Origin of the sequence: Jeotgalicoccus sp. WY2, from assembly GCF_018437745.1 — a bacterium.
In the GTDB taxonomy this organism is placed as follows: domain Bacteria; phylum Bacillota; class Bacilli; order Staphylococcales; family Salinicoccaceae; genus Jeotgalicoccus; species Jeotgalicoccus psychrophilus.
In genome coordinates this window covers 1628348-1647695 of the sequence record NZ_CP049818.1, presented here as the reverse complement: position 1 = coordinate 1647695, position 19348 = coordinate 1628348, and the positions used below count along the sequence as shown (strand labels likewise).

Genomic DNA, 19348 nt, shown 5'->3' with positions numbered 1-19348 from the left:
GAGGAATCGCTATGCAAGAAGAGTTATTGCTTACACCTGGACCAACACCCGTTGCCCGACGTACATATCAAGCAATGTCCCAAGGTATTTTCGGTCACAGAACTAGCCGATTCAAAGAAATGTCTGCTGATATCCAAGCCAGACTACAGCCTATATTCGGCACCGATAATCCAGTCGCTGTACTGACTTCATCAGGCACCAGCGCTCTTGAAGCAGCAATGGTCAACCTTGTTGATGAGGGAGATACCGTTGTCTTAATCGTCAGCGGCGTATTCGGCGGAAAGTTCGCAGATATCGCCGGACGCTACAACTTCAATGTACATATTTACGATGTGACATGGGGAGAAGCTGCTGATCCACAGGCTTTTGAAGAGTACCTGAACGGGCTCGATAATGTAACTGCAGTATTTACTCAGGCATGCGAGACCTCAACATCTGTACTTCACCCGCTCACTGAGCTTGCTGCAGTCGTGCATAATTATAATGAAGAAACGCTGTTTATCGTCGATGCAGTTAGTGCACTTGGCGGCGCTGATATGCACATGCAGCGCGATAACATTGACTGTATAGTTTCAGGCAGTCAAAAAGCAATGATGCTGCCCCCGGGTCTTGCATTCGTTGCTCTTAATGATAGAGCGCTCAGCAAAGTGAACAGCTCACGCCACGGACGCTATTATCTCGATTTAAAAATGTACTTTAAGTCTCTGGAAGTAGATTATACTCCTCAGACACCAGCTGTAACTTTGTATCAGGGACTGGATGACGTGCTAGATATGATCCATGAAGAAACAATCGAAGAAGTATTTCTTCGTCATAAAAAAATGCAGAAAATGCTGCGCCGCGGTATTGAAGCACTGGAACTTGAGCTTTTTGTAAAAGAAGCGTCCGCTTCACCTACAGTGACAGCAGTCACTTCGACGCCTGAAGAAATTGCACACATTAAAGATGAACTGGATAAAAATTATAATATTTCTGTAGCCGGCGGACAGAAAGATCTCGCTGGAAAAATTATCCGAATCGGCCACATGGGCTTTATGTTCCCGAAAGATATGCTGGCTATATTAAGTGCTCTGGAAGATATTTTAAGCAAGCTGCGCAAGAAAAATTACTACGGCAAAGCATTAACTGCCGCTCAGGAGAGTTTATATGACGAAGCATAACGTAATTGTATTGGACCCCGTGAGCCAGGACGGTATACAGGCACTTATTGATAATGATAATTTTAACGTTACACGCCAGGAAGGTTTATCGGAATCGCAGATTGTCGATATCATTCATGATTTCGATGCTGTGATTGTCCGCAGCCAGACGAAAATTACAGAACGCATTATTCAGCACGCTAAAAAACTTAAGATGATTGCACGTGCCGGTGTAGGCGTCGACAACATCGACATCGATGCAGCAACAAAACATGGTGTTATCGTCGTCAACGCTCCTGAAGGAAATACCATTTCCGCTACGGAGCATACAATGGCAATGATGCTGTCAATGGCTCGCGATATACCTGAAGCATATAAGGAACTTACTGAAGGCGAATGGAACCGCGGCGCTCATAAAGGTGTGGAGCTTTACGGCAAAACGCTTGGTATTATCGGTGCAGGGAAAATCGGTTTCGGTGTAGCCAGACGCGCTAAAAGTTTCGGCATGAAGATTGTCGCATTTGACCCGTACTTATCCGACGACAAAGCCCGCGACAATGAGATTGTTAAAATGGAAGTTGATGAAGTGGCAGCTGCAGCAGATTTTATTACCGTCCATACTCCTCTGACTCCCCAGACAAAAGGAATAATCGGTGCTGACTTCTTTAGTAAATGTAAAAAAGAGGGTGTTTACCTGATCAACGTCGCACGCGGCGGCATTATCGACGAAGACGAGTTACTCACAGCACTCGATTCAGGTATCGTAAAAGGTGCCGCACTCGACGTATTCGTGACAGAGCCTCCGGAAAACACTGCACTCCTGACACATCGCCGCACTGTTGTGACACCGCACCTCGGCGCTTCAACAGCAGAAGCACAGGAAAAAGTTGCAGTAAGTGTATCTAAAGAAATTATCGAGTATTTTGAAGACAAGCAGATTACTCATGCGGTTAACGCGCCGCGTGTCAGTCATTCTGTCGCAGAAGAATTAAAACCGTATATGTCTATCGTGAAACATTTAGGACAGTTCGGCATTCAGCTGCTCGATAAACCGCCCGAGGAAGTGAAAATTAAATATCACGGAGATATCGCTGTCGATGACACGAGTATTTTAACGCGCACGTTCGTTAGTAATATGCTGAAACCCCACTTCGGTGATGAAGTGAATATTATTAACGCACTGTACTACTTAAATGAACGCGACGTGACTTACAAAGTTGAAAAGAAAGCTAAAGCTGACGGCTATACCAACTATCTGGAAGTTGAACTGATTAATGATAATGAGCACATTACCCTCGGTGCTTCAACTATTCCAGGATACGGAGAGCGTCTCGTAAAAATTAACGAGTACCCTATCGACTTCAAGCCGGAAGAAAATATACTCATAATCGAGCATACAGACCGCCCTGGCATTATTGGCGAGCTCGGTGTCCTGCTCGGTGAAGATGAAGTAAACATCGCTTCAATGCAGCTTGCACGCCTGTCTAAAGAAGGTGACGCAATGGTTCTCTTCACACTGGATAATCAGGTCAACGAAGAAACATATGAAAATAAAAAATGTCTCAAACATTCATAAAGTGCACACGATTAAACTGGGATAAAAATTAAAATATTCCACAGGATTATTTCCGCATATATCTTCCTTAAATATAAAAGAACACCGCCTTGAATCCTAAGATTCAAGGCGGTGTTCTTTTAAGTATCTATTTTATTTAACAAGCGTCTCAACAAGTTCAGGTACTCCAAGTACATTTTTCAGCATCTGTTCTTTTGGTACATTCAGCTCATCGAATGTGGTGATAATATCATCACCTGTCAGCCCTGTCAGCGTCGCAATAAATACTGCGCCGATTTTATCTGCACAGTAAAAGTCCGCAACAGAGTCACCGACGATAAAGATTTGTTCATCACTTTCGTTTCTGCCGTCAACAGCCGCTTCAAACAATGCTTCATTCTGTACATACAGGCTCCATAAATAACTGAACGGATGCGGCTTAGTGAGGGCATAAGCTGCAGTACTTCTATCCTCTGCCATTACCTCGCTCGCAGTTGAAACACGGCGTTCTTCAAATACATCCATGAGTCCAACTTCGTCAAACGGCAGCAGCGTTTCCTGTCTCGGCCTTCCTGTTGCCACACCTACGATGTATCCTTGTGCTTTCAGTCCCTGAAGCATTTCTTTAATTGCTTCAGGTTCTACAATCCATTCTTCATCGTAAATGAAACCTGTCTTCTGAAGTTCTTCAGCCGGCTTACCGGTATCTGCTTCAACAAGTTCACTGCCTAAATACCATTCCTGATATTTAAAGTGACCCTGATTCCAAATCGGTCCGTACATTTTGAAGACATCCGGATCCTCTAAATTCTGAAGTGTTCCGGCATATTCGATTAATGCTCTGTATATTTCATCTTTAGTGAAGTTTTCCCGGGAAATAAATTCTACTACCGCTTCCGGATCCACAGTCACTTCACCAAGCATATCCCCGACCGCGTTTAAATCTGTCACGTCGACACCAGCCAGATTTAAATTTTCCTGTTTTAGTATATCTATATACATCAGTGCAAACGTAATAAACAGCATGTCCCAGTTTGAATTCAGCCCCGCTTCTTTAAAGCGTTTAAGTACACGGTCATCGGCAAAAATTGTACTGCGGATGCCGCTGATTTCTTCATTTGTATAATCTGTTCTGAACTTACTGCCATCCAGGTTTAAATAGCGCGGGCTGTACAGTAATTCCTCTACTGTCAGCGCAGATACATCAAAACATCTTTCTTCGCTTAAAAAACACACCGTCAACATCAAACAGTATCGTCGTCATGAAAACACCCCAGTATTTTTTATATATTGCCAGTTTCTCACACCACTTTAGTCTTGTCGACTATTTATACAAATTTTCAGGCAACTTGAACTTTACGACATAAATTAATTTTATGTTTTAAAATATGCTGATTTGTAATATGATAAACAGTAGATTGTAAATTTATCGCATAGTTCTTTAAGCATAGGTAAAGTTTGTAAATTAAATATTATATGGAGGACTCTTTATGTCTCTTAGTCCAATGGAAGTTATCTTCATGTTCGTCGGAGGACTTGGTATCTTCCTGTACGGTATTAAACAGATGGGTGACGGCCTGCAGGCAGCTGCCGGTGACCGTTTGCGAGATATTTTAAACCGCATGACATCCAATCCTGTCAGAGGTGTTATTGCCGGTATTCTAGTTACAGTTTTAATCCAGAGCAGCTCCGGTGCCACGGCAATTACTATTGGCTTAGTGAGTGCAGGTTTCTAACACTTAGACAAGCTATTGGTGTTATTTTAGGTGCCAATATTGGTACGACGGTTACAGCATTTATTATTGGGCTTGATATTGGTGCATATTCTTTGCCGATTCTCGCTATAGGTTCATTTATGCTATTCTTCTTTAAATCAAATCAGATTACTAATGTAGGTAGAGTTCTCTTCGGTTTCGGGGCATTATTTTACGGTCTCGAATTAATGGGAGACGGTGTCGGTCCGCTGGCTGATCTCGAATACTTCCAAAATCTGATGCTGGCAATGAGTGATAATTCATTCCTTGGTCTTGCTGTCGGTGTAATCCTGACAGTTATTGTTCAAAGTTCAAGTGCGACCATTGCCATCCTGCAGAATTTCTATGACAACGGCATGATTGATCTGCAGGCAGCATTGCCGATTCTGCTCGGCGACAATATCGGTACAACGATCACTGCGATATTAGCAGCGCTTGCCGGTTCAATTGCCGCTAAACGTGCAGCCTTGGTACACGTTACATTTAACATCATTGGGGCAACAATATTTATGATACTGATGCCGCTGTTTGTAATATACGTCGGCTATCTTGAAGATATTCTCAGTCTGAATAAACCAATGACTATCGCGTTCGCTCATGGTTCATACAATATTATCAATACATTGATACATCTGCCATTTGTCGGTGCTCTTGCGTGGCTAGTCGTTAAAATAGTTCCGGGACGTGATTTTCTGAAGATTTCACGCCTAAACATTTAGACCCGCTCTTATTAAAACAGTCACCGAGTATTGCAATTCAGGGCGCACAGAGTGAAGTTAAAAATCTGGGTGAATTAGTTCTCAGTACTTTACAGGATGCACGTCAGTACAGCGATAAGCAGGACGACAAACTCTTCAAGCAGATTGAAGATAAAGTTAACGTTGTCTCAACGCTGCAGGATGCTATACGCGGTTACCTGATTGATGCGTCGAAATACGAAATTTCCCAGGATGATACTGAACGTGTCAGCACACTGCTGGAAGTATCACGGATTCTGCTTAAAGTAAGCTCACAGGCTAAAAATATGGCTGATCAGTACCATCATAAGTATGAAAATAATATTAATCTGTCTGACGAAGCTAAAGAAGGTCTGGAAGATCTGTACAGCCACGTATACGAATCGTTTACAATGTCGCTCGAGTCACTTGACGTTTATAATCCTCAAGCGCTCGAACAGGTTATCAGATTAAGCCAGAAATCACACAGAATTGAAAACAAACTTCGTAAAGAACATATCAAGCGTCTTTCAAGAGGCGAATGTTCAACGGATGGCGGTACACTTTATGTTGAATTAATCAGCAATCTTGAGCGTATCGGTTATAACGCAAGAAACATTACAGAGACAAACTTAAATAACGTAACAGAAGAATTCATGAACGATGACTTTACTGTTTACGATTGATATTAAAAAAGGAACCGGGAATTAATTCCCGGTTCCTTTTTTGTTTTAGTATTTTTCTAGGTAAGATTTAAGTTCCCATTCCGATACAGTTGCACGGTAATCTTCCCATTCCAGCATCTTGTGTTCATAAAACGCCTTGTAAATATGACTGCCGAGCGCTTCTTTTGAAAGTTCACTGTCACGCATCACTTTTAATGCATTGTACAGTGTCGACGGTAAATCTTCGACACCTTTCTCACGTCGCTCTTCTCTTGTCAGCTCGTAAAGATTTAAATCTACGGATTCACGAAGTTCCATTTTATTTTTAATGCCATCCAGACCGGCTTTTAAAATGACTGCCAGTGCCAAATACGGATTCGCTGATGGATCGACAGAACGTACTTCCACACGCGTAGATAATCCGCGTGAAGAAGGGATTCTCATCAATGGCGAGCGATTCTTCTTACTCCATGCGATGTAACTCGGCGCTTCGTAACCGGGCACCAGACGTTTGTACGAGTTAACAAGCGGGTTCGTTACCGCCGTGAAGCCGCGTACGTGTTTCAGTACACCTGCCATAAAGTATTTCATATCTTCGCTTAAGCCATCTTCTGCAGACTCATCAAAGAATGCATTTTCTTTTCCTTTAAAGAGTGACACGTTAAAGTGCATACCATTGCCGTTAATACCAACCAGCGGTTTCGGCATAAATGTCGCATGCAGATTATGTTTCTCGCGACGGTCTTAACAACGAGTTTAAATGTCTGAATACTGTCACACGCTGTAACGGCATCTGCATATTTAAAGTCAATTTCATGCTGTCCTTCAGCAACTTCATGGTGTGAAGCTTCAATATCAAAGCCCATATCCTCAAGTTCAATAACGATATCACGACGGCAATTTTCACCTGAGTCCGTAGGCGCTAAATCAAAATCCCGCCATGATCATTTAACTCGGTCGTCGGTTTACCGCGATCATCCAGTTTAAAGAGGAAAAAATTCCGGTTCCGGTCCTAAGTTGAATGATGTATAGCCGAGCGCTTCCATTTCCTTCAGAACATTTTTTAAGTTAGTACGGGGGTCACCTTCAAAAGGCGTGCCGTCAACGTTATGAACGTCACAGATCAGACGCGCAACTTTATCACCGCGTGATGTTGTCCACGGAAATACTGTCCACGTATTTAAATCCGGAACCAGATACATATCCGATTCTTCGATACGGGTAAACCCTTCAATTGAAGAACCGTCAAACATCATTTGTCCTTCGAGCGCTTTATCCAGCTGGCTGAACGGCACTTCCACATTTTTTATCGTTCCGAGAATATCGGAAAATTGCAGACGGATAAATCTTACATTTTCTTCTTGTGCAATAGAGATGATTTTTTCTCTGGTTAAACTTTCCATACCTCACGCCCTTAATCTGATTTGATGTCAATCATGCTGAAAACTCATGAGAAAATATTACCATACTCATATTTCATGCGCAATCGTAAATTTTTATAAAATTTAAAAAATGCAGATCCCCCACTTGGATCTGCACCTTTCAGTTACTTAAATGAAGCTGATTATATTCATAATAAAGACAAAGATTATATTGCAGGTAAAATAAATCTGAGCAGGAATAACCAGCCTTTAAATACAATAAAAGATTTGCTGTCTTTCGTTACATTCAGTTGTTCCATCGTAATGCGCTTGTCTAAAATATAACCGACAAAGATTGAGGAGAACAAGGCTCCTGCAGGTAAAAGTATATTTGATACGAGGAAATCCACATTATCGAATATCGTACCTGCGAAGAACTGAACATCATTCAGTACACCTTCTGATAAAGCAGACGGAATACCGATAGCGAAAACGATAATTGCATAAATGTAAGTTACCTTTTTACGTTTCGACTGGTCGCCTTTAACAGTGTTGGCAACGTTAATTTCAATCATCGAGAACGCGGATGTCAATGTCGCAAATAAGAATGCAGTGAGGAACATCAGATAAAAAATAATTCCGAACGGAATCGCATTAAATATTTCAGGCAGAACGATAAAGACAAGTCCCGGGCCTTCAACACTTTGCATGCCGAATGAAGCAATTGCAGGGAAAATCGCAAGTCCAACCATAACGGAAACCGCGATATTCAAAAGAACGATATACGATGCAGATCTCGTCAGATTCTGATCCGCTTTTAAGTATGACGCGTACGTCATCATCTGAGTAATTCCGACACTGAGCGCAAAGAACGACTGGCCAAGCGCGAACATTATCCCATTTGCACTGAGCTCGCTGAAGTCAGGTGTCAGGAAATACTTAACCCCTTCAAATGCATTAGGCAGCGTAAGTGAACGGATAATAATAAATAAAAACAGAATGAACAGCACCGGCATCATAATTTTAGATGCCCTTTCCAATCCTTTTTGAATACCCTGGGCAACAACAACTGCTGTAATAAAAATGAATATACCTGAGCGGCAATTACATATACCGGGTTCGTAATAATATCCCCGAGCATTGCCGTATAGTCGTTAACAGTAAAAGATTAAACAGGTCTAAGAGAGCAATCAGCAGATAAATTAATATCCAGCCACCGATTACACTATAGAACGACAAGAGCAGCATCGTTCCGAAGTGCCGATCCACCCGAAAATCCTCAAGCTCTTTTTACAAAATATTCGAAACCGTCAATCGGATTTTTCCCGACGCACGGCCGATGACAAATTCACTAATTAAAAGCGGCAGACCAATAAGAATAGTAAATAGCAGGAAAACGAATAAAAACGCACCGCCGCCATGTTCAGCAGTCATATAAGGGAAACGCCATACTGCACCGAGGCCAATTGCAGAACCTGCTGCAGCCAATATAAAACCTAATTTTGAGTTCCAATTATTTTCGGACAAAAAATTACCTCTTTTCAATTATCAATGTTGGTAGTTTACCACACTAAAGAGAGTTTTTATATACAAAAAGCCGGGAGAACTATCTCCCGGCTTTCTGGTATATTACCCTCTACAAACTAGTTAGGGTTATCTTCTAATTCAGGTATTGATTTTTCTAAATACTGACGGTCTTTTCGCATTAAAGTGGTCAGCTTTTTCCATCTTAACGTCAGTAACATAGTCAGGCATTTCTACGAAGCTTTCGTAAATACCTTTCTTACAAGGAAGTTTCCTTCAGGGAACTGAACGCCGATGTTGCCGTCTTTAATTGCTGCATATTTAACGAAGCCTTGGAACACGCCGTTCTTGTTATAAAGAACAACCGCTTCCCCGTCTTCAAGACCTTCTTTTCTAGCATCATTTTCACTCACGAGCACGTCGTAACGGCCCATGTTGTTAAACGCATCGCGATCTCCGTATATCATCGCGTTAAACTGCTTACCGCGTCTCATCAGAAGTTTAAATTCTCCGGCTTTCTTATTGTTATCCGGAATATCCATCGTAATCAGGTTTCCACGGCCGTCCGGTGTCGGACAAACGCCGCCTTCACATAACCATGCTCCGCCGTACTGATAAACGTCTCCTGCTTTTTTCAGATGCTGAACACCGTCATACTGAGGATTCGCTTTAGCAATTTCGTCACGGATTTCCTGACCTGACTGGAAGTCTATTAAATGAGACTCTTCAGGTTTTACGCGTTTTGCAAGATCAACGTAAATCTGCCACTCACTGCGCGCTTCAGCAATACGGTTACGGTTTCCTTCGATCTCAGGTGAGAAGTAAACCATTCTTTCAGTAGATGTTGAAAGTCCGCCGCCGTCCTGCTCGTAACGAGTTTTCGCAGGAAGTACAACAACTGTTTCTTTGGCATCAAGCAATGTTGACGTATTTAAAATAATATCCTGGTGAACACGGATATCGAGATTTTGCAGTGCATCTCTTACGAAGTTCGGATCCGGCATCGTTTCAAGGAAGTTACCGCCCGACATGTAGTAAAGCTTAAGCTTTCTTTCATTGTCTTCCGGCAGCATTGCGTTCTCAATAGTTACACCAACTGTATCACCCGGCCACTGCGGAAGTTTAAAGTTCCACAGATCTTCAACGCGGGGACGGTTTTCATCGTTGTAATCTCCACCAGGCAGTGAAAACGGATCTGCTCCCATTTCTCCTGAACCCTGTACTGAAGAGTGTCCGCGTAATGGCATAAGACCTTTATTTTTACCGCCTAACCAGCCGCGTAATAACGCGAGGTTAGATACTTGTGAAATATTATCTGTTGCGTGTTTATGCATTGTTAAACCGAGAGCCCAGACCATAACGCCTGTTTTCGCTTTAGCAAGGCTGTTTGATAGTTCGATAATACTTTCTTTCTCCACTCCTGAAGACTGAACAATTTCGTCCCAAGTCTGTGACTGTACGTTCTCTTTAAGATCTTCGTAGTTGTTAACGTGTTCGTTGACGAACTCGTGGTTAACTGCAGATCCCTCATTTTGCTCTTCAAGATCGAACCAGTGTTTCATAACACCGTGCATTAATGCAATGTCTCCGCCGATGTTTACTTCATAGAATTCGTCTGCAATTTCTGTACCGAATAGTGCAGATTCTACTACTGAAGGTACCCAGTAATTTTCCATTGAAGGTTCTCTGTAAGGGTTAATAACGATAATTTTCGTACCGCGTTTTTTAGCTTCATATATTTAGTAGACACCGGTGATGCGTTTGATGCAACACTTCCCCAGAATACTAATACGTCTGTGCCTAACCAGTCCTGGTAGTTACAAGTTGAAGCTCCGACACCTACTGAGCGTTTCATCGCTGATTTACTCGGCGAGTGACAGATACGTGATGCGTTATCGATATGGTTTGTTTCTAAGTAGCGTGCAACTTTTGCTGCAACGTAATACGATTCGTTCGTAATACCGCGGCTTGTTAAGTAAAATGCGTACTGCTTTGGATCGAGAACTTTCATCTTGTCCGCAATAGTATTCATCGCTTCATCCCACGATACTCTGATGAATTTACGATCACCCTTGCGGCGAATCATCGGATATGGAATGCGTCCAAGTTCGCGCAGCTCAGTGCTGTCCATTTTACGTAATTCATCAATATCCTGATGTAAAATCTCAGGCTTGATCGGTGGTGCTGTGTTTAATCTCAGCACATTAAAACGTGTTGTACACATGTGGGGACCATTTAAAGTCTGATCCTGAAGGCCTGATACGCCGAGCGCACAGCCGTCACATACACCTTTTAATATAATGTTTTTCGCGTAATTTAAATTGTCTCTGTTTTTCCAAACGATTTTAGCCGTATCTCTCATATGATGCGGTTTTACTTTAGTTAAACCGAATGGCACAGGACTTACCCATAATTTCGGATCCCACTTTTTCGTCTTATTAATTGGACCCGGATGCAGAGTTTTACCCATGTAGACACTCCCTCTATATTATAATAATTCTATTGTACACTATTTTGCGGAAGCGCTGACAGCATCCAGCTCATTTTTTTCTTTAAGTTTTTTAATATCTATTCTGATAAATATAGAGATTATCAGTGCAACAACGAACAGCCCTGCAAAAATATACAGTGACCACGCATAGCTTTGAGTCGCTTCATAAATTCTCGCAACAATGAACGGACCTGCAAGCCCGGCTGCTGCCCATGCTGTTAAAATATAGCCATGAATAGCACCAAGCTGCTTCGTTCCAAAGATGTCTCCAATGTACGCTGGAATTGCAGAGAATCCACCGCCGTAGCATGAAATCATAACGAACAGCAGTAATTGGAACAGCAATGCATTTGTCGTAAACGGCAGTACTGCAAAGATTCCTATCTGTAATATAAAGAACAGCGTGTAGAGATTTGTTCTGCCGATGTAGTCTGAAATAGATGCCCAAATTAATCGTCCTGCACCGTTAAATACTCCCATAATTCCTACCATAAATGCTGCTGCACCTGCAGATAATCCTGCAATTTCAACACCCATCGGACTTGCTACTGCAAGAATCGCAATACCGCATGTTACATTGATAAAGAGCATCAGCCACATGAAGTAAAAACGTTTCGTCTTAATTGCTTCATTAGCTGTCAGCTGTGCAAGATCTTTCGACACAGTTGCAGCACTTTCATCGATAACCACACCTTTTGGATGATACCCTTCAGGCGGTCTTTCAAGATATAAACTCGATACGAGCATTACTGTAAAGTAAATCGCACCAAGAATAAAGAATGTGTTAGGGATTCCTACTGACTCAATCAGCGTACGCATTAACGGACTCGCGATCATCGCGGCAAAACCGAACCCCATAATTGCAAGTCCTGTCGCCATTCCGCGTCTGTCCGGGAACCATTTAACCAATGTAGAAACCGGTGTGATATCCTATTCCAAGACCGATTCCTCCGAGCACTCCGTAACCTACATATAATAACCACAGCATTTCAAGCTGTATACCGAATCCTGCGGTAATCATACCCGCTGCAAAAAATACCGTTGAAACCAATCCCGACTTTCTCGGTCCTTTAGCTTCTACAAAATGCCCCATAAATGCTGCAGACAACCCTAAAAATAAAATAGCAATACTAAACGTAATTGACACCTGACTCAGTGACCATCCAATTGATTCCTGAAGCGGTGTCGTAAATACACTCCATGCGTATACTGAACCGATTGATATATGTATACCAACCCCTGCAAGAGCAATCAGCCAGCGATTTTTCTTCGTTTGCATGTAAATCCCCCTAGTTGTTTTGACGGAATTCCTAAAATTGTAATTTCGCCTTAAATGTGATTATATAAAGAAAAAAGAACCTTTACAATAAGATTCGGAGTAGGAGAGGTATAAATTATGGAAATTGTTACTAAAAATACTATTCGCCGGTACACCGACGGAAAATTCATTGAAACTGATGATATAATTGCTGAGGAATTTCCACTGACTATATATTTAAATGATGTAGAATTTGCAACTTTAGTCTGCTCGCCGGACGACTTGGAAGAACTCGTTATCGGCTTTTTAGCATCCGAAGGTGCTCTGCGTTCATTTAAAGAAATCATATCTATGAACATCGATGAAAGAGGCGGGTTCTGCCACGTTACCGTTTCACGCGAACTGCCTAAAGACTACGGTACATTTTCAAAACGCGTACTCGGTTCATGCTGCGGTAAGAGTCGTCAGTTCTATTTTCAGTCAGATGTTGATACAGCGAAATTTTCGCTGTCGGACACGAAACTTACACCTGAACAGTGCATCAGCCTGATGAAAGAAATGCAGGAAGAAAGTACAATTTTTAAAGATACAGGCGGTATCCACAATGCGAGTATCGCATCACCCGATGGTACTATTGTCCATAAAGGTGACATCGGCCGTCATAACGCACTCGACAAACTTTACGGACACTGTTTGCAGAATAATATTTCCGTTAAAGATAAAGTTATCGTGTTCAGCGGACGTATCTCGTCTGAAGTACTGACAAAAGCTTCAAAAATCGGTGTCGGCATCGTCCTCAGTAAATCTGCCCCAACCGACCTTGCGATTAAGCTGGCTCATGATTTAAATATTACAGCTGCAGGTTTTATTCGCGGCAGCTCATTTAATATATACAGCCATCCGTGGCGCATTATCGGCGCAGATGATCTTGAAAGTAAATAAGAAAAATACAACCAGTTACGTAAATATTTCCGTAACTGGTTGTATTTTTTTACTCTTCATTATAATTTTCTGTCTGCAGTTCGTCATATTCCAAACCCAGAGAATTGTAATAACCACTCATTATGCTCGCAATTTTTTCTGCCCATTCTATATCGGTTGCATAGAGATGGGTGCCCGGATTCTCCGGATTCCAGCGCATGCGGTATAAAGTATTCTGGCTATTATCCAGATAGTTTACTCTGACAAATTCAGCACCGCCGATAATCGCAGCTTCCGGCGATGACCAGCCTGCTTTCTGTGCATAACTCGAACCTTCAGCAACCGCAGCATGATCAAATGCTCCAATCCCGAAAAAGTTATAGTATGTTGTCCCGTCAACTTCGATACCGGAAGCAAGTTCCGATTGTCCATGTCCCGTTTCAAGAAGTGCGTGGCTGATCAGATACAGCGCATTTACGTTATGTGTCTGTTGCTTCGATAAAAGCAGCACCCTTACCTTCCAATATCCCTTTGCCTTCAAGCAGCTCATTCAATTGATCTTCGCTCGCTTCTGTCATCGAATCAAGGGGCAGAAATTGAAAATCATTACTGCTGTTAATTGTCATTGCTTCTTTAATATCATTTTCGTCTGCATATTCTGTTGCACTGTCAGTCAGTTTGACGTCCCCCGTATTATTATTAACCTGCATGCTGACGGCTTCTTCAAAAGTATACGTGGAAATCCCCTCCGTCTTAAAAAATGATGTTTCTGAAACAAAGAATGCCAGCATAAATAATGCCATTACGACAATCAGCAATATAAACGGAATATTTTCTTTTATCTTATCCATAGGCATCCTCCGAAAAAATAAATGAGACTGACAATGTCAGTCTCATATTTATGTTTAATATATTTAACGCGGTTTCTCCGCTAGTCAAATAGAACTGCTTCTAATTCTTTCAACATTTCCTGGCTTTTTTCGTCCAGTGATTCCACAGTTATTCGCTGTTCAAGCAAATCCGTAGCTTCTTCAAAAGAAATACCAATCGCTTCACTGATTTGATATGCAGTTAAATTGCCTTTTAAAATGTTTAAATCTGTCTCCATAAAATCACCTGTTCGAAAGTAATAGATTATCGAGAGCTTATACAATTCATCTTACGCAGATAAATTCGTTAAATGATTAAATACGAAGCTCAGGACAAATTCGCTGCTTAATTAGTGAATTTTTTTACTTAGTAGATTAATTAAACTACATTATCCGGAAAATTTCAAGCTGGCAGTTTTGTTTTTATCATTTAGTTACATTATACATTTCTATAATACCATTCCTGCAATGAAACCTGTAATGATTACAGGAATATTTAAAAAGATAAATGTCGGCACACATGTATCCCATATATGATCGTGCTGCCCGTCCACGTTGAGTCCCGCTGTCGGCCCTAGTGTGGAATCTGATGCTGGAGAACCTGCATCACCAAGCACGCCTGCAGTACCGACAATCGCAATAATTGCTGCCATCGATAAACCGAGTTCTGCGCCCATTGGAACGAAGATTGCCCCGATAATCGGCAGCGTCGCGAATGATGAGCCGATTCCCATCGTTACAACCAAACCGACAACCAGCATTCCCATCACGATAAATGCTTTATTATTACCGAGAGTATCTGAAATACTATTTACGAGTGGCAGGACATCTTCCGTCGCTGTAATCACTCCGGCAAAGCCGTTCGCTGCCAGCATTACCATACCAATATAGGCCATAATTTTAATACCATTAACCAGTTCACGGTCAAGATCAGCCCATTTAAACTGCAGTGACAAGAAGAAAACCATAATCCCGCCGAGTGCACCGAAGATCATCGAGTCCGTAAAGAACTGGACAGTGAAAGTAACGATAATCGCAAGCGTCGCTGTAATTAGTGTTTTAGCACTGACAGTTACCCGTTCAGCGGACATTTCACTTTCTTTATTAAGGTATTTCCTCGGTTTTCTGAAGTAGAAAAATGCGATTATAAGCCCGGCGACAAACCCGAGAGCCGGAATTATCATGCTTGGTGCGACATCATTAAATTCAATCGTTGCCCCGGCATTGGCAAAGCTTGTCACGATTGTATTTTGGAATATTTGCCCGTAGCCGAACGGCAGTATTGCATAAGTAAATGTAAGACCAAAAGTCATGACTATCGCAAGGAGTCTGCGGTCCAGCTGCAGCTCGTTAAACAGACTGATCAGCGGCGGAATAAGTATAGGAATAAATGCAATATGCACAGGAATTAAATTTTGACTGATCATAGAAATAACGAGCAGCGTTACTATTAATGAAACCTTCGCAATCACACGTGCTTTCGTTGTTTTACTTGCATTCAGCAAGCCCAGAATCTTATCTACTATAACGTCGGTTATACCGCTGTATGCGATTAATGCAGCAAACCCTCCGAGCAGTGCATAGCTGAGTGCAATTTCTGCACCATTGACGATTCCCCCAGTAAATACACCGATTACTTCATCGATGCCCATGCCTGAAATCAGGCCGCCGGTCAGCGCTCCGATAAATAATGCTAATATAACGTTAAGCCGGCACAAACTTAAAACGACCATAACGAGAATCGCTATTAAAACTGAATTCATTATCTTTCCTCCAAAATTTTAAGTAATTATAATCTTTTCGACTTTTTAGATAATTTTGATATTGACTGTAATTCGTTTTCACTGTTACATTATATAGTACTACTATTTTTTATTTAAGGACGTGAACGCATGCCAATTAAAATCATCGAAGGTCTGCCTGTTCGAACGAAACTGCAGCAAGAACAAGTATATACCATAGAAGCTTCCCGCGCGATAACACAGGACATTCGTCCATTAAAAATTCTTATTTTAAACCTTATGCCGCTAAAAGAAACGACCCGAACTGCAGCTCTTAAGACTGCTGGGCAACTCACCTCTTCAAATCGATATCGAATTCTTACATATGTCTTCCCATCAAAGTAAAAATACGCCGACCAGTCACTTGCAGAAATTTTATAAAACACATGACGAAGTTAAAGATGATTATTTTGACGGCATGATTGTGACCGGTGCTCCGGTTGAAAAATTTAATTTTGAACAGGTTGGATATATCGACGAACTTAAAAAAGTTACAGATTGGGCACAGACACATGTCTTTTCCCGCTTTTATATTTGCTGGGGAGCACAGTTTGCATTAAATCATTATTATAATATCGAAAAGTATACTTTATCAGAAAAATTGTTCGGTGTGTTCGATTATCAAAATATAAAACCCGAACATCCGTATATTCGCGGTTTTGATGATATATATCAGGTTCCCCAGTCCAGACATACTAAAATTGATTACGATGCATTAAACGATATCCCGGACTTGGAAGTACTGACCTCCAATAAAGAATACGGCCCGGATATCATTACATCTAAAAATCAGCGTGATCTATTTATTTTCGGCCACCTTGAATACGACAGAGAAACATTGAAAGCGGAATATGACCGTGATGCAGGCAGCGGTATGGATACTGCTGTTCCATTCAATTATTATCCGGACGATAATCCGGCGGAAAATCCAAAATTTCAATGGCGCAGCCACGGGCATCTGCTGTTTAACAACTGGCTGAATGAAACTTACCAGAATACATTATACGATTTAACTAAATTGCATGAACAGAAATAAAAAGGACGCCCGCCGGGCGCCTTTTTATTTAGCATGTTTTTGTCTGCTGTGTATGAAGACATTCCTGCTGTCTTCTTCGTGAGAGCTCCATGAGGTGTTTACTAAACTCTGAGATATAAGTATCCAGCGTACGATCATTTAAATAGGAAATGTTTTTATTAATAACCATTTTCTCGCGCTGCGTGTCTAAAACCGGAACGTTATTTCTGAGTTTATACTCAGCAATTTCCGTCGATACTTTCATTCTTTTCGAAAAGCTGAACGAGCTGGCGGTCTATCTGATCTATTTCTTTACGTAACTCTTCATGTCTCCCCATGGTTAGCCTCCTCATATTTTTAAGCTATAACGATATCGTTAATTTGTTTACCTTCGATTTCAAGAAGTATTTTAATCGTGTCCATCAGTTCTTTGAACTCTGCAGGTGTCAGACACTGCTGACCATCACTCCATGCGTTCTCAGGGTCTTCGTGAACTTCAATCTGTAAACCGTTTGCTCCTGCCATTACTGCTGCTTTAGCCATTGAAGGAATCAGGTATCTTACACCTGCTGCGTGTGACGGGTCAACGATAATCGGTAAATGAGATTCTTTTTGTACCACGGGAACTGCCTGTATATCTAATGTATTACGCGTTGCTGTTTCGAAAGTACGGATACCGCGCTCTACAAGAACAACGTTGCTGTTGCCGCCGGCCATGATGTACTCCGCCGACATTAACCATTCCTGAATTGTTGCAGACATTCCGCGTTTTAAGTAAATTGGTTTGTTTGTCTGGCCTAAAGCTTTAAGCAAATCGAAGTTCTGCATATTACGTGCTCCAATTTGAATAACGTCAACCATGTCGACAAATGTATCTAAATGATCTGTTCCCATCAGTTCGGAAACGATAGGCAGTCCTGTTTCTTTTTTAGCTTCATTTAAAATTTTAAGCCCTTCAACACCAAGCCCCTGGAAGCTGTACGGTGATGTACGCGGTTTGAACGCTCCGCCTCGTAATGAGTTGGCACCCGCATCTTTTAATTTAATTGCTAATTCTACTGTGCTGTCTAAGTCTTCAACAGAACAAGGTCCTGCGCAGACCATGAAGTTTTCAGCACCGACTTTAACACCGTTGCCCATGTCAATAATACTGTCGTCTTCATGGAAACTTCTGTTCGCTTTCTTATATGGCTTTTGAATTCTGTACACCCCGTCTACGATACTGTATTTTTTGAAATCATTTTCGGAGACTTTCGATGTATCGCCGATCAGGCCGATTATTGTACGTCTTTCACCATCAGAACGGTGAACTCTGAAACCTGCTTCCTCGATGTTTGAAACGAGTGTCTTAATGTTACCTTCCGTTGCGTCGCGCTTTACATGAATAATCATATTTAATAGCCTCCTAAAATTTTTAAAAATAAAACTGCCACTTAACTTTAAAAAGTAAGTGGCAGTGAGTATAGAAAAATATGTAGAAGTCCCGACTCCTAGCCACTTATTTAAAGTAAATGGCTAGACATTACAAAATCTTCAGCCATCATTGATACAAACAGTTTGTTTTACGTTTGTACGAATGATGTGTACAAACGGTATCAAAAATAGCTAAAGTAAAGTCGATTATTCAGTTGTGAAGTTGTATGGGTTAACATAAATAACCGCTCCTTTATAATGTGTTTGATTGTAATTATATGTCGGGTCATATTAGTTTGTCAATCTATTCGTTAGAATTAATTAAATCTTTACATAATTTAATTAATTAATGTATATTCATTCTTATATATAATCGTAAAAATACGGAGGCATTAAATATATGAATATAGCAATTATCGGTTTAGGAAACATTGGGGGATCGTTTGCCCTTTCTATTAAAGAGAATATCCCTGACGCTAATATATATGCAATAGACATTGATACTGCGGTCATTCAAAAAGCAAAAACTCAGCATATTATTAAAGACGGTTCAGATGATTTTAAAAACATCATTCCACATGCAGATTTAATTATTTTTGCAGTTTATCCAAAACTGCTTGTGCACCTGCTAAGAGATTATATCCCTCATCTAAAAGAAGGCTGCATCATTACCGATGTCACCGGTGTGAAGACATCTATAATAGATAAAGTTGAACCGCTGCTACCGGAACATACCGATTTCGTTTTTGGCCATCCGATGGCAGGACGTGAAAATCGCGGCCTCGAGTTCAGCAGCAGAGAAGTATTTATCGGTGCCAACTATTTGATTACACCCACACCGCGTAACAAAAAAGAATATTGAGTTCCTGAAAAATTTCGTTAAGAA

The 19348-nt window shown here is 41.3% G+C and carries 13 protein-coding genes and 5 pseudogenes; 7 read left to right on the top strand and 11 right to left on the bottom strand.

Features of this window, described 5'->3' with window-relative positions:
• Positions 1–11: 11 nt before the first annotated feature.
• Together G4D76_RS09525 and serA are read left to right on the top strand one after the other, a co-directional pair.
• Positions 12–1160, top strand: a complete 1149-nt coding sequence (locus G4D76_RS09525; protein ID WP_213809756.1) for a pyridoxal-phosphate-dependent aminotransferase family protein — start codon at positions 12–14, stop codon at positions 1158–1160.
• Entirely contained in the window at positions 1147–2715 is a 1569-nt protein-coding gene (serA, locus tag G4D76_RS09520) for a phosphoglycerate dehydrogenase (protein ID WP_213809755.1), read from the top strand. The genes G4D76_RS09525 and serA overlap by 14 nt, the downstream gene beginning before the upstream one ends.
• Positions 2716–2847: 132 nt before the next feature.
• Here the strand turns inward: serA and G4D76_RS09515 are convergent, their stop codons facing one another.
• On the bottom strand, positions 2848–3930 hold the full coding sequence (locus tag G4D76_RS09515; protein WP_250129900.1) for an HAD family hydrolase: 1083 nt from the start codon (positions 3928–3930) through the stop codon (positions 2848–2850).
• Between the two features lie 254 nt (positions 3931–4184).
• Between G4D76_RS09515 and G4D76_RS09510 the strand changes: the two are divergent.
• Positions 4185–5850: pseudogene (locus G4D76_RS09510) on the top strand (Na/Pi cotransporter family protein).
• A 45-nt stretch (positions 5851–5895) separates the two neighbouring features.
• Here G4D76_RS09510 and glnA read toward each other — a convergent pair.
• From glnA to G4D76_RS09490, 4 pseudogenes are all read right to left on the bottom strand, one after another.
• Positions 5896–7232: pseudogene (glnA, locus tag G4D76_RS09505) on the bottom strand (type I glutamate--ammonia ligase).
• A 185-nt stretch (positions 7233–7417) separates the two neighbouring features.
• Positions 7418–8717 (bottom strand): annotated as a pseudogene (locus G4D76_RS16940) (sodium-dependent transporter).
• Positions 8718–8833: 116 nt separating this feature from the next.
• Positions 8834–11184, bottom strand: a pseudogene (locus tag G4D76_RS09495) (FdhF/YdeP family oxidoreductase).
• A gap of 39 nt (positions 11185–11223) precedes the next feature.
• Positions 11224–12484 (bottom strand): annotated as a pseudogene (locus G4D76_RS09490) (OFA family MFS transporter).
• Positions 12485–12601: 117 nt separating this feature from the next.
• Between G4D76_RS09490 and fdhD the strand changes: the two are divergent.
• On the top strand, positions 12602–13405 hold the full coding sequence (fdhD, locus tag G4D76_RS09485) for a formate dehydrogenase accessory sulfurtransferase FdhD (RefSeq protein WP_035785294.1): 804 nt from the start codon (positions 12602–12604) through the stop codon (positions 13403–13405).
• Between the two features lie 49 nt (positions 13406–13454).
• Here fdhD and G4D76_RS15130 read toward each other — a convergent pair whose 3' ends face one another.
• The 4 genes from G4D76_RS15130 to G4D76_RS09470 form a co-directional block, all read right to left on the bottom strand.
• Positions 13455–13895, bottom strand: coding sequence for an N-acetylglucosaminidase (locus G4D76_RS15130; protein ID WP_250129895.1), 441 nt, complete (start codon positions 13893–13895; stop codon positions 13455–13457).
• Positions 13864–14235, bottom strand: coding sequence for a hypothetical protein (locus G4D76_RS15125; RefSeq protein WP_250129894.1), 372 nt, complete (start codon positions 14233–14235; stop codon positions 13864–13866). The genes G4D76_RS15130 and G4D76_RS15125 overlap by 32 nt, the downstream gene beginning before the upstream one ends.
• A gap of 80 nt (positions 14236–14315) precedes the next feature.
• Positions 14316–14492, bottom strand: coding sequence for a hypothetical protein (locus G4D76_RS09475; protein ID WP_156897191.1), 177 nt, complete (start codon positions 14490–14492; stop codon positions 14316–14318).
• Between the two features lie 210 nt (positions 14493–14702).
• On the bottom strand, positions 14703–16019 hold the full coding sequence (locus G4D76_RS09470; protein WP_026859129.1) for a Na+/H+ antiporter family protein: 1317 nt from the start codon (positions 16017–16019) through the stop codon (positions 14703–14705).
• Between the two features lie 126 nt (positions 16020–16145).
• Here G4D76_RS09470 and G4D76_RS16935 point away from each other — a divergent pair, with 126 nt between their 5' ends.
• Both G4D76_RS16935 and G4D76_RS09465 read left to right on the top strand, forming a co-directional pair.
• A complete protein-coding gene (locus tag G4D76_RS16935; protein WP_371814466.1) occupies positions 16146–16379 on the top strand; it encodes a homoserine O-acetyltransferase/O-succinyltransferase family protein in 234 nt (77 codons plus the stop codon).
• Positions 16360–17070, top strand: a complete 711-nt coding sequence (locus G4D76_RS09465) for a homoserine O-acetyltransferase/O-succinyltransferase family protein (RefSeq protein ID WP_371814465.1) — start codon at positions 16360–16362, stop codon at positions 17068–17070. The genes G4D76_RS16935 and G4D76_RS09465 overlap by 20 nt, the downstream gene beginning before the upstream one ends.
• Before the next feature lie 28 nt (positions 17071–17098).
• Here the strand turns inward: G4D76_RS09465 and G4D76_RS16930 are convergent, their stop codons facing one another.
• Both G4D76_RS16930 and aroF read right to left on the bottom strand, forming a co-directional pair.
• Positions 17099–17314 (bottom strand): chorismate mutase, encoded by a 216-nt coding sequence (locus tag G4D76_RS16930; protein ID WP_213809754.1) that lies wholly within the window; start codon positions 17312–17314, stop codon positions 17099–17101.
• A 92-nt stretch (positions 17315–17406) separates the two neighbouring features.
• On the bottom strand, positions 17407–18441 hold the full coding sequence (gene aroF, locus G4D76_RS09455; protein WP_213809753.1) for a 3-deoxy-7-phosphoheptulonate synthase: 1035 nt from the start codon (positions 18439–18441) through the stop codon (positions 17407–17409).
• Positions 18442–18862: 421 nt separating this feature from the next.
• Between aroF and G4D76_RS15120 the strand changes: the two genes are divergently transcribed.
• Positions 18863–19324, top strand: coding sequence for a prephenate dehydrogenase (locus tag G4D76_RS15120; RefSeq protein ID WP_250129893.1), 462 nt, complete (start codon positions 18863–18865; stop codon positions 19322–19324).
• The last annotated feature ends 24 nt before the right edge of the window (positions 19325–19348 follow it).

Coding starts and splice junctions, on each gene's coding strand:
- G4D76_RS09525 (WP_213809756.1), top strand. CDS start 12: ATGCAAGAAGAGTTATTGCTTACACCTGGACCAACACCCGTTGCCCGA.
- serA (WP_213809755.1), top strand. CDS start 1,147: ATGACGAAGCATAACGTAATTGTATTGGACCCCGTGAGCCAGGACGGT.
- fdhD (WP_035785294.1), top strand. CDS start 12,602: ATGGAAATTGTTACTAAAAATACTATTCGCCGGTACACCGACGGAAAA.
- G4D76_RS15125 (WP_250129894.1), bottom strand. CDS start 14,235: ATGGATAAGATAAAAGAAAATATTCCGTTTATATTGCTGATTGTCGTA.
- G4D76_RS09475 (WP_156897191.1), bottom strand. CDS start 14,492: ATGGAGACAGATTTAAACATTTTAAAAGGCAATTTAACTGCATATCAA.
- G4D76_RS16935 (WP_371814466.1), top strand. CDS start 16,146: ATGCCAATTAAAATCATCGAAGGTCTGCCTGTTCGAACGAAACTGCAG.
- G4D76_RS09465 (WP_371814465.1), top strand. CDS start 16,360: ATGTCTTCCCATCAAAGTAAAAATACGCCGACCAGTCACTTGCAGAAA.
- G4D76_RS16930 (WP_213809754.1), bottom strand. CDS start 17,314: ATGAAAGTATCGACGGAAATTGCTGAGTATAAACTCAGAAATAACGTT.
- aroF (WP_213809753.1), bottom strand. CDS start 18,441: ATGATTATTCATGTAAAGCGCGACGCAACGGAAGGTAACATTAAGACA.
- G4D76_RS15120 (WP_250129893.1), top strand. CDS start 18,863: ATGAATATAGCAATTATCGGTTTAGGAAACATTGGGGGATCGTTTGCC.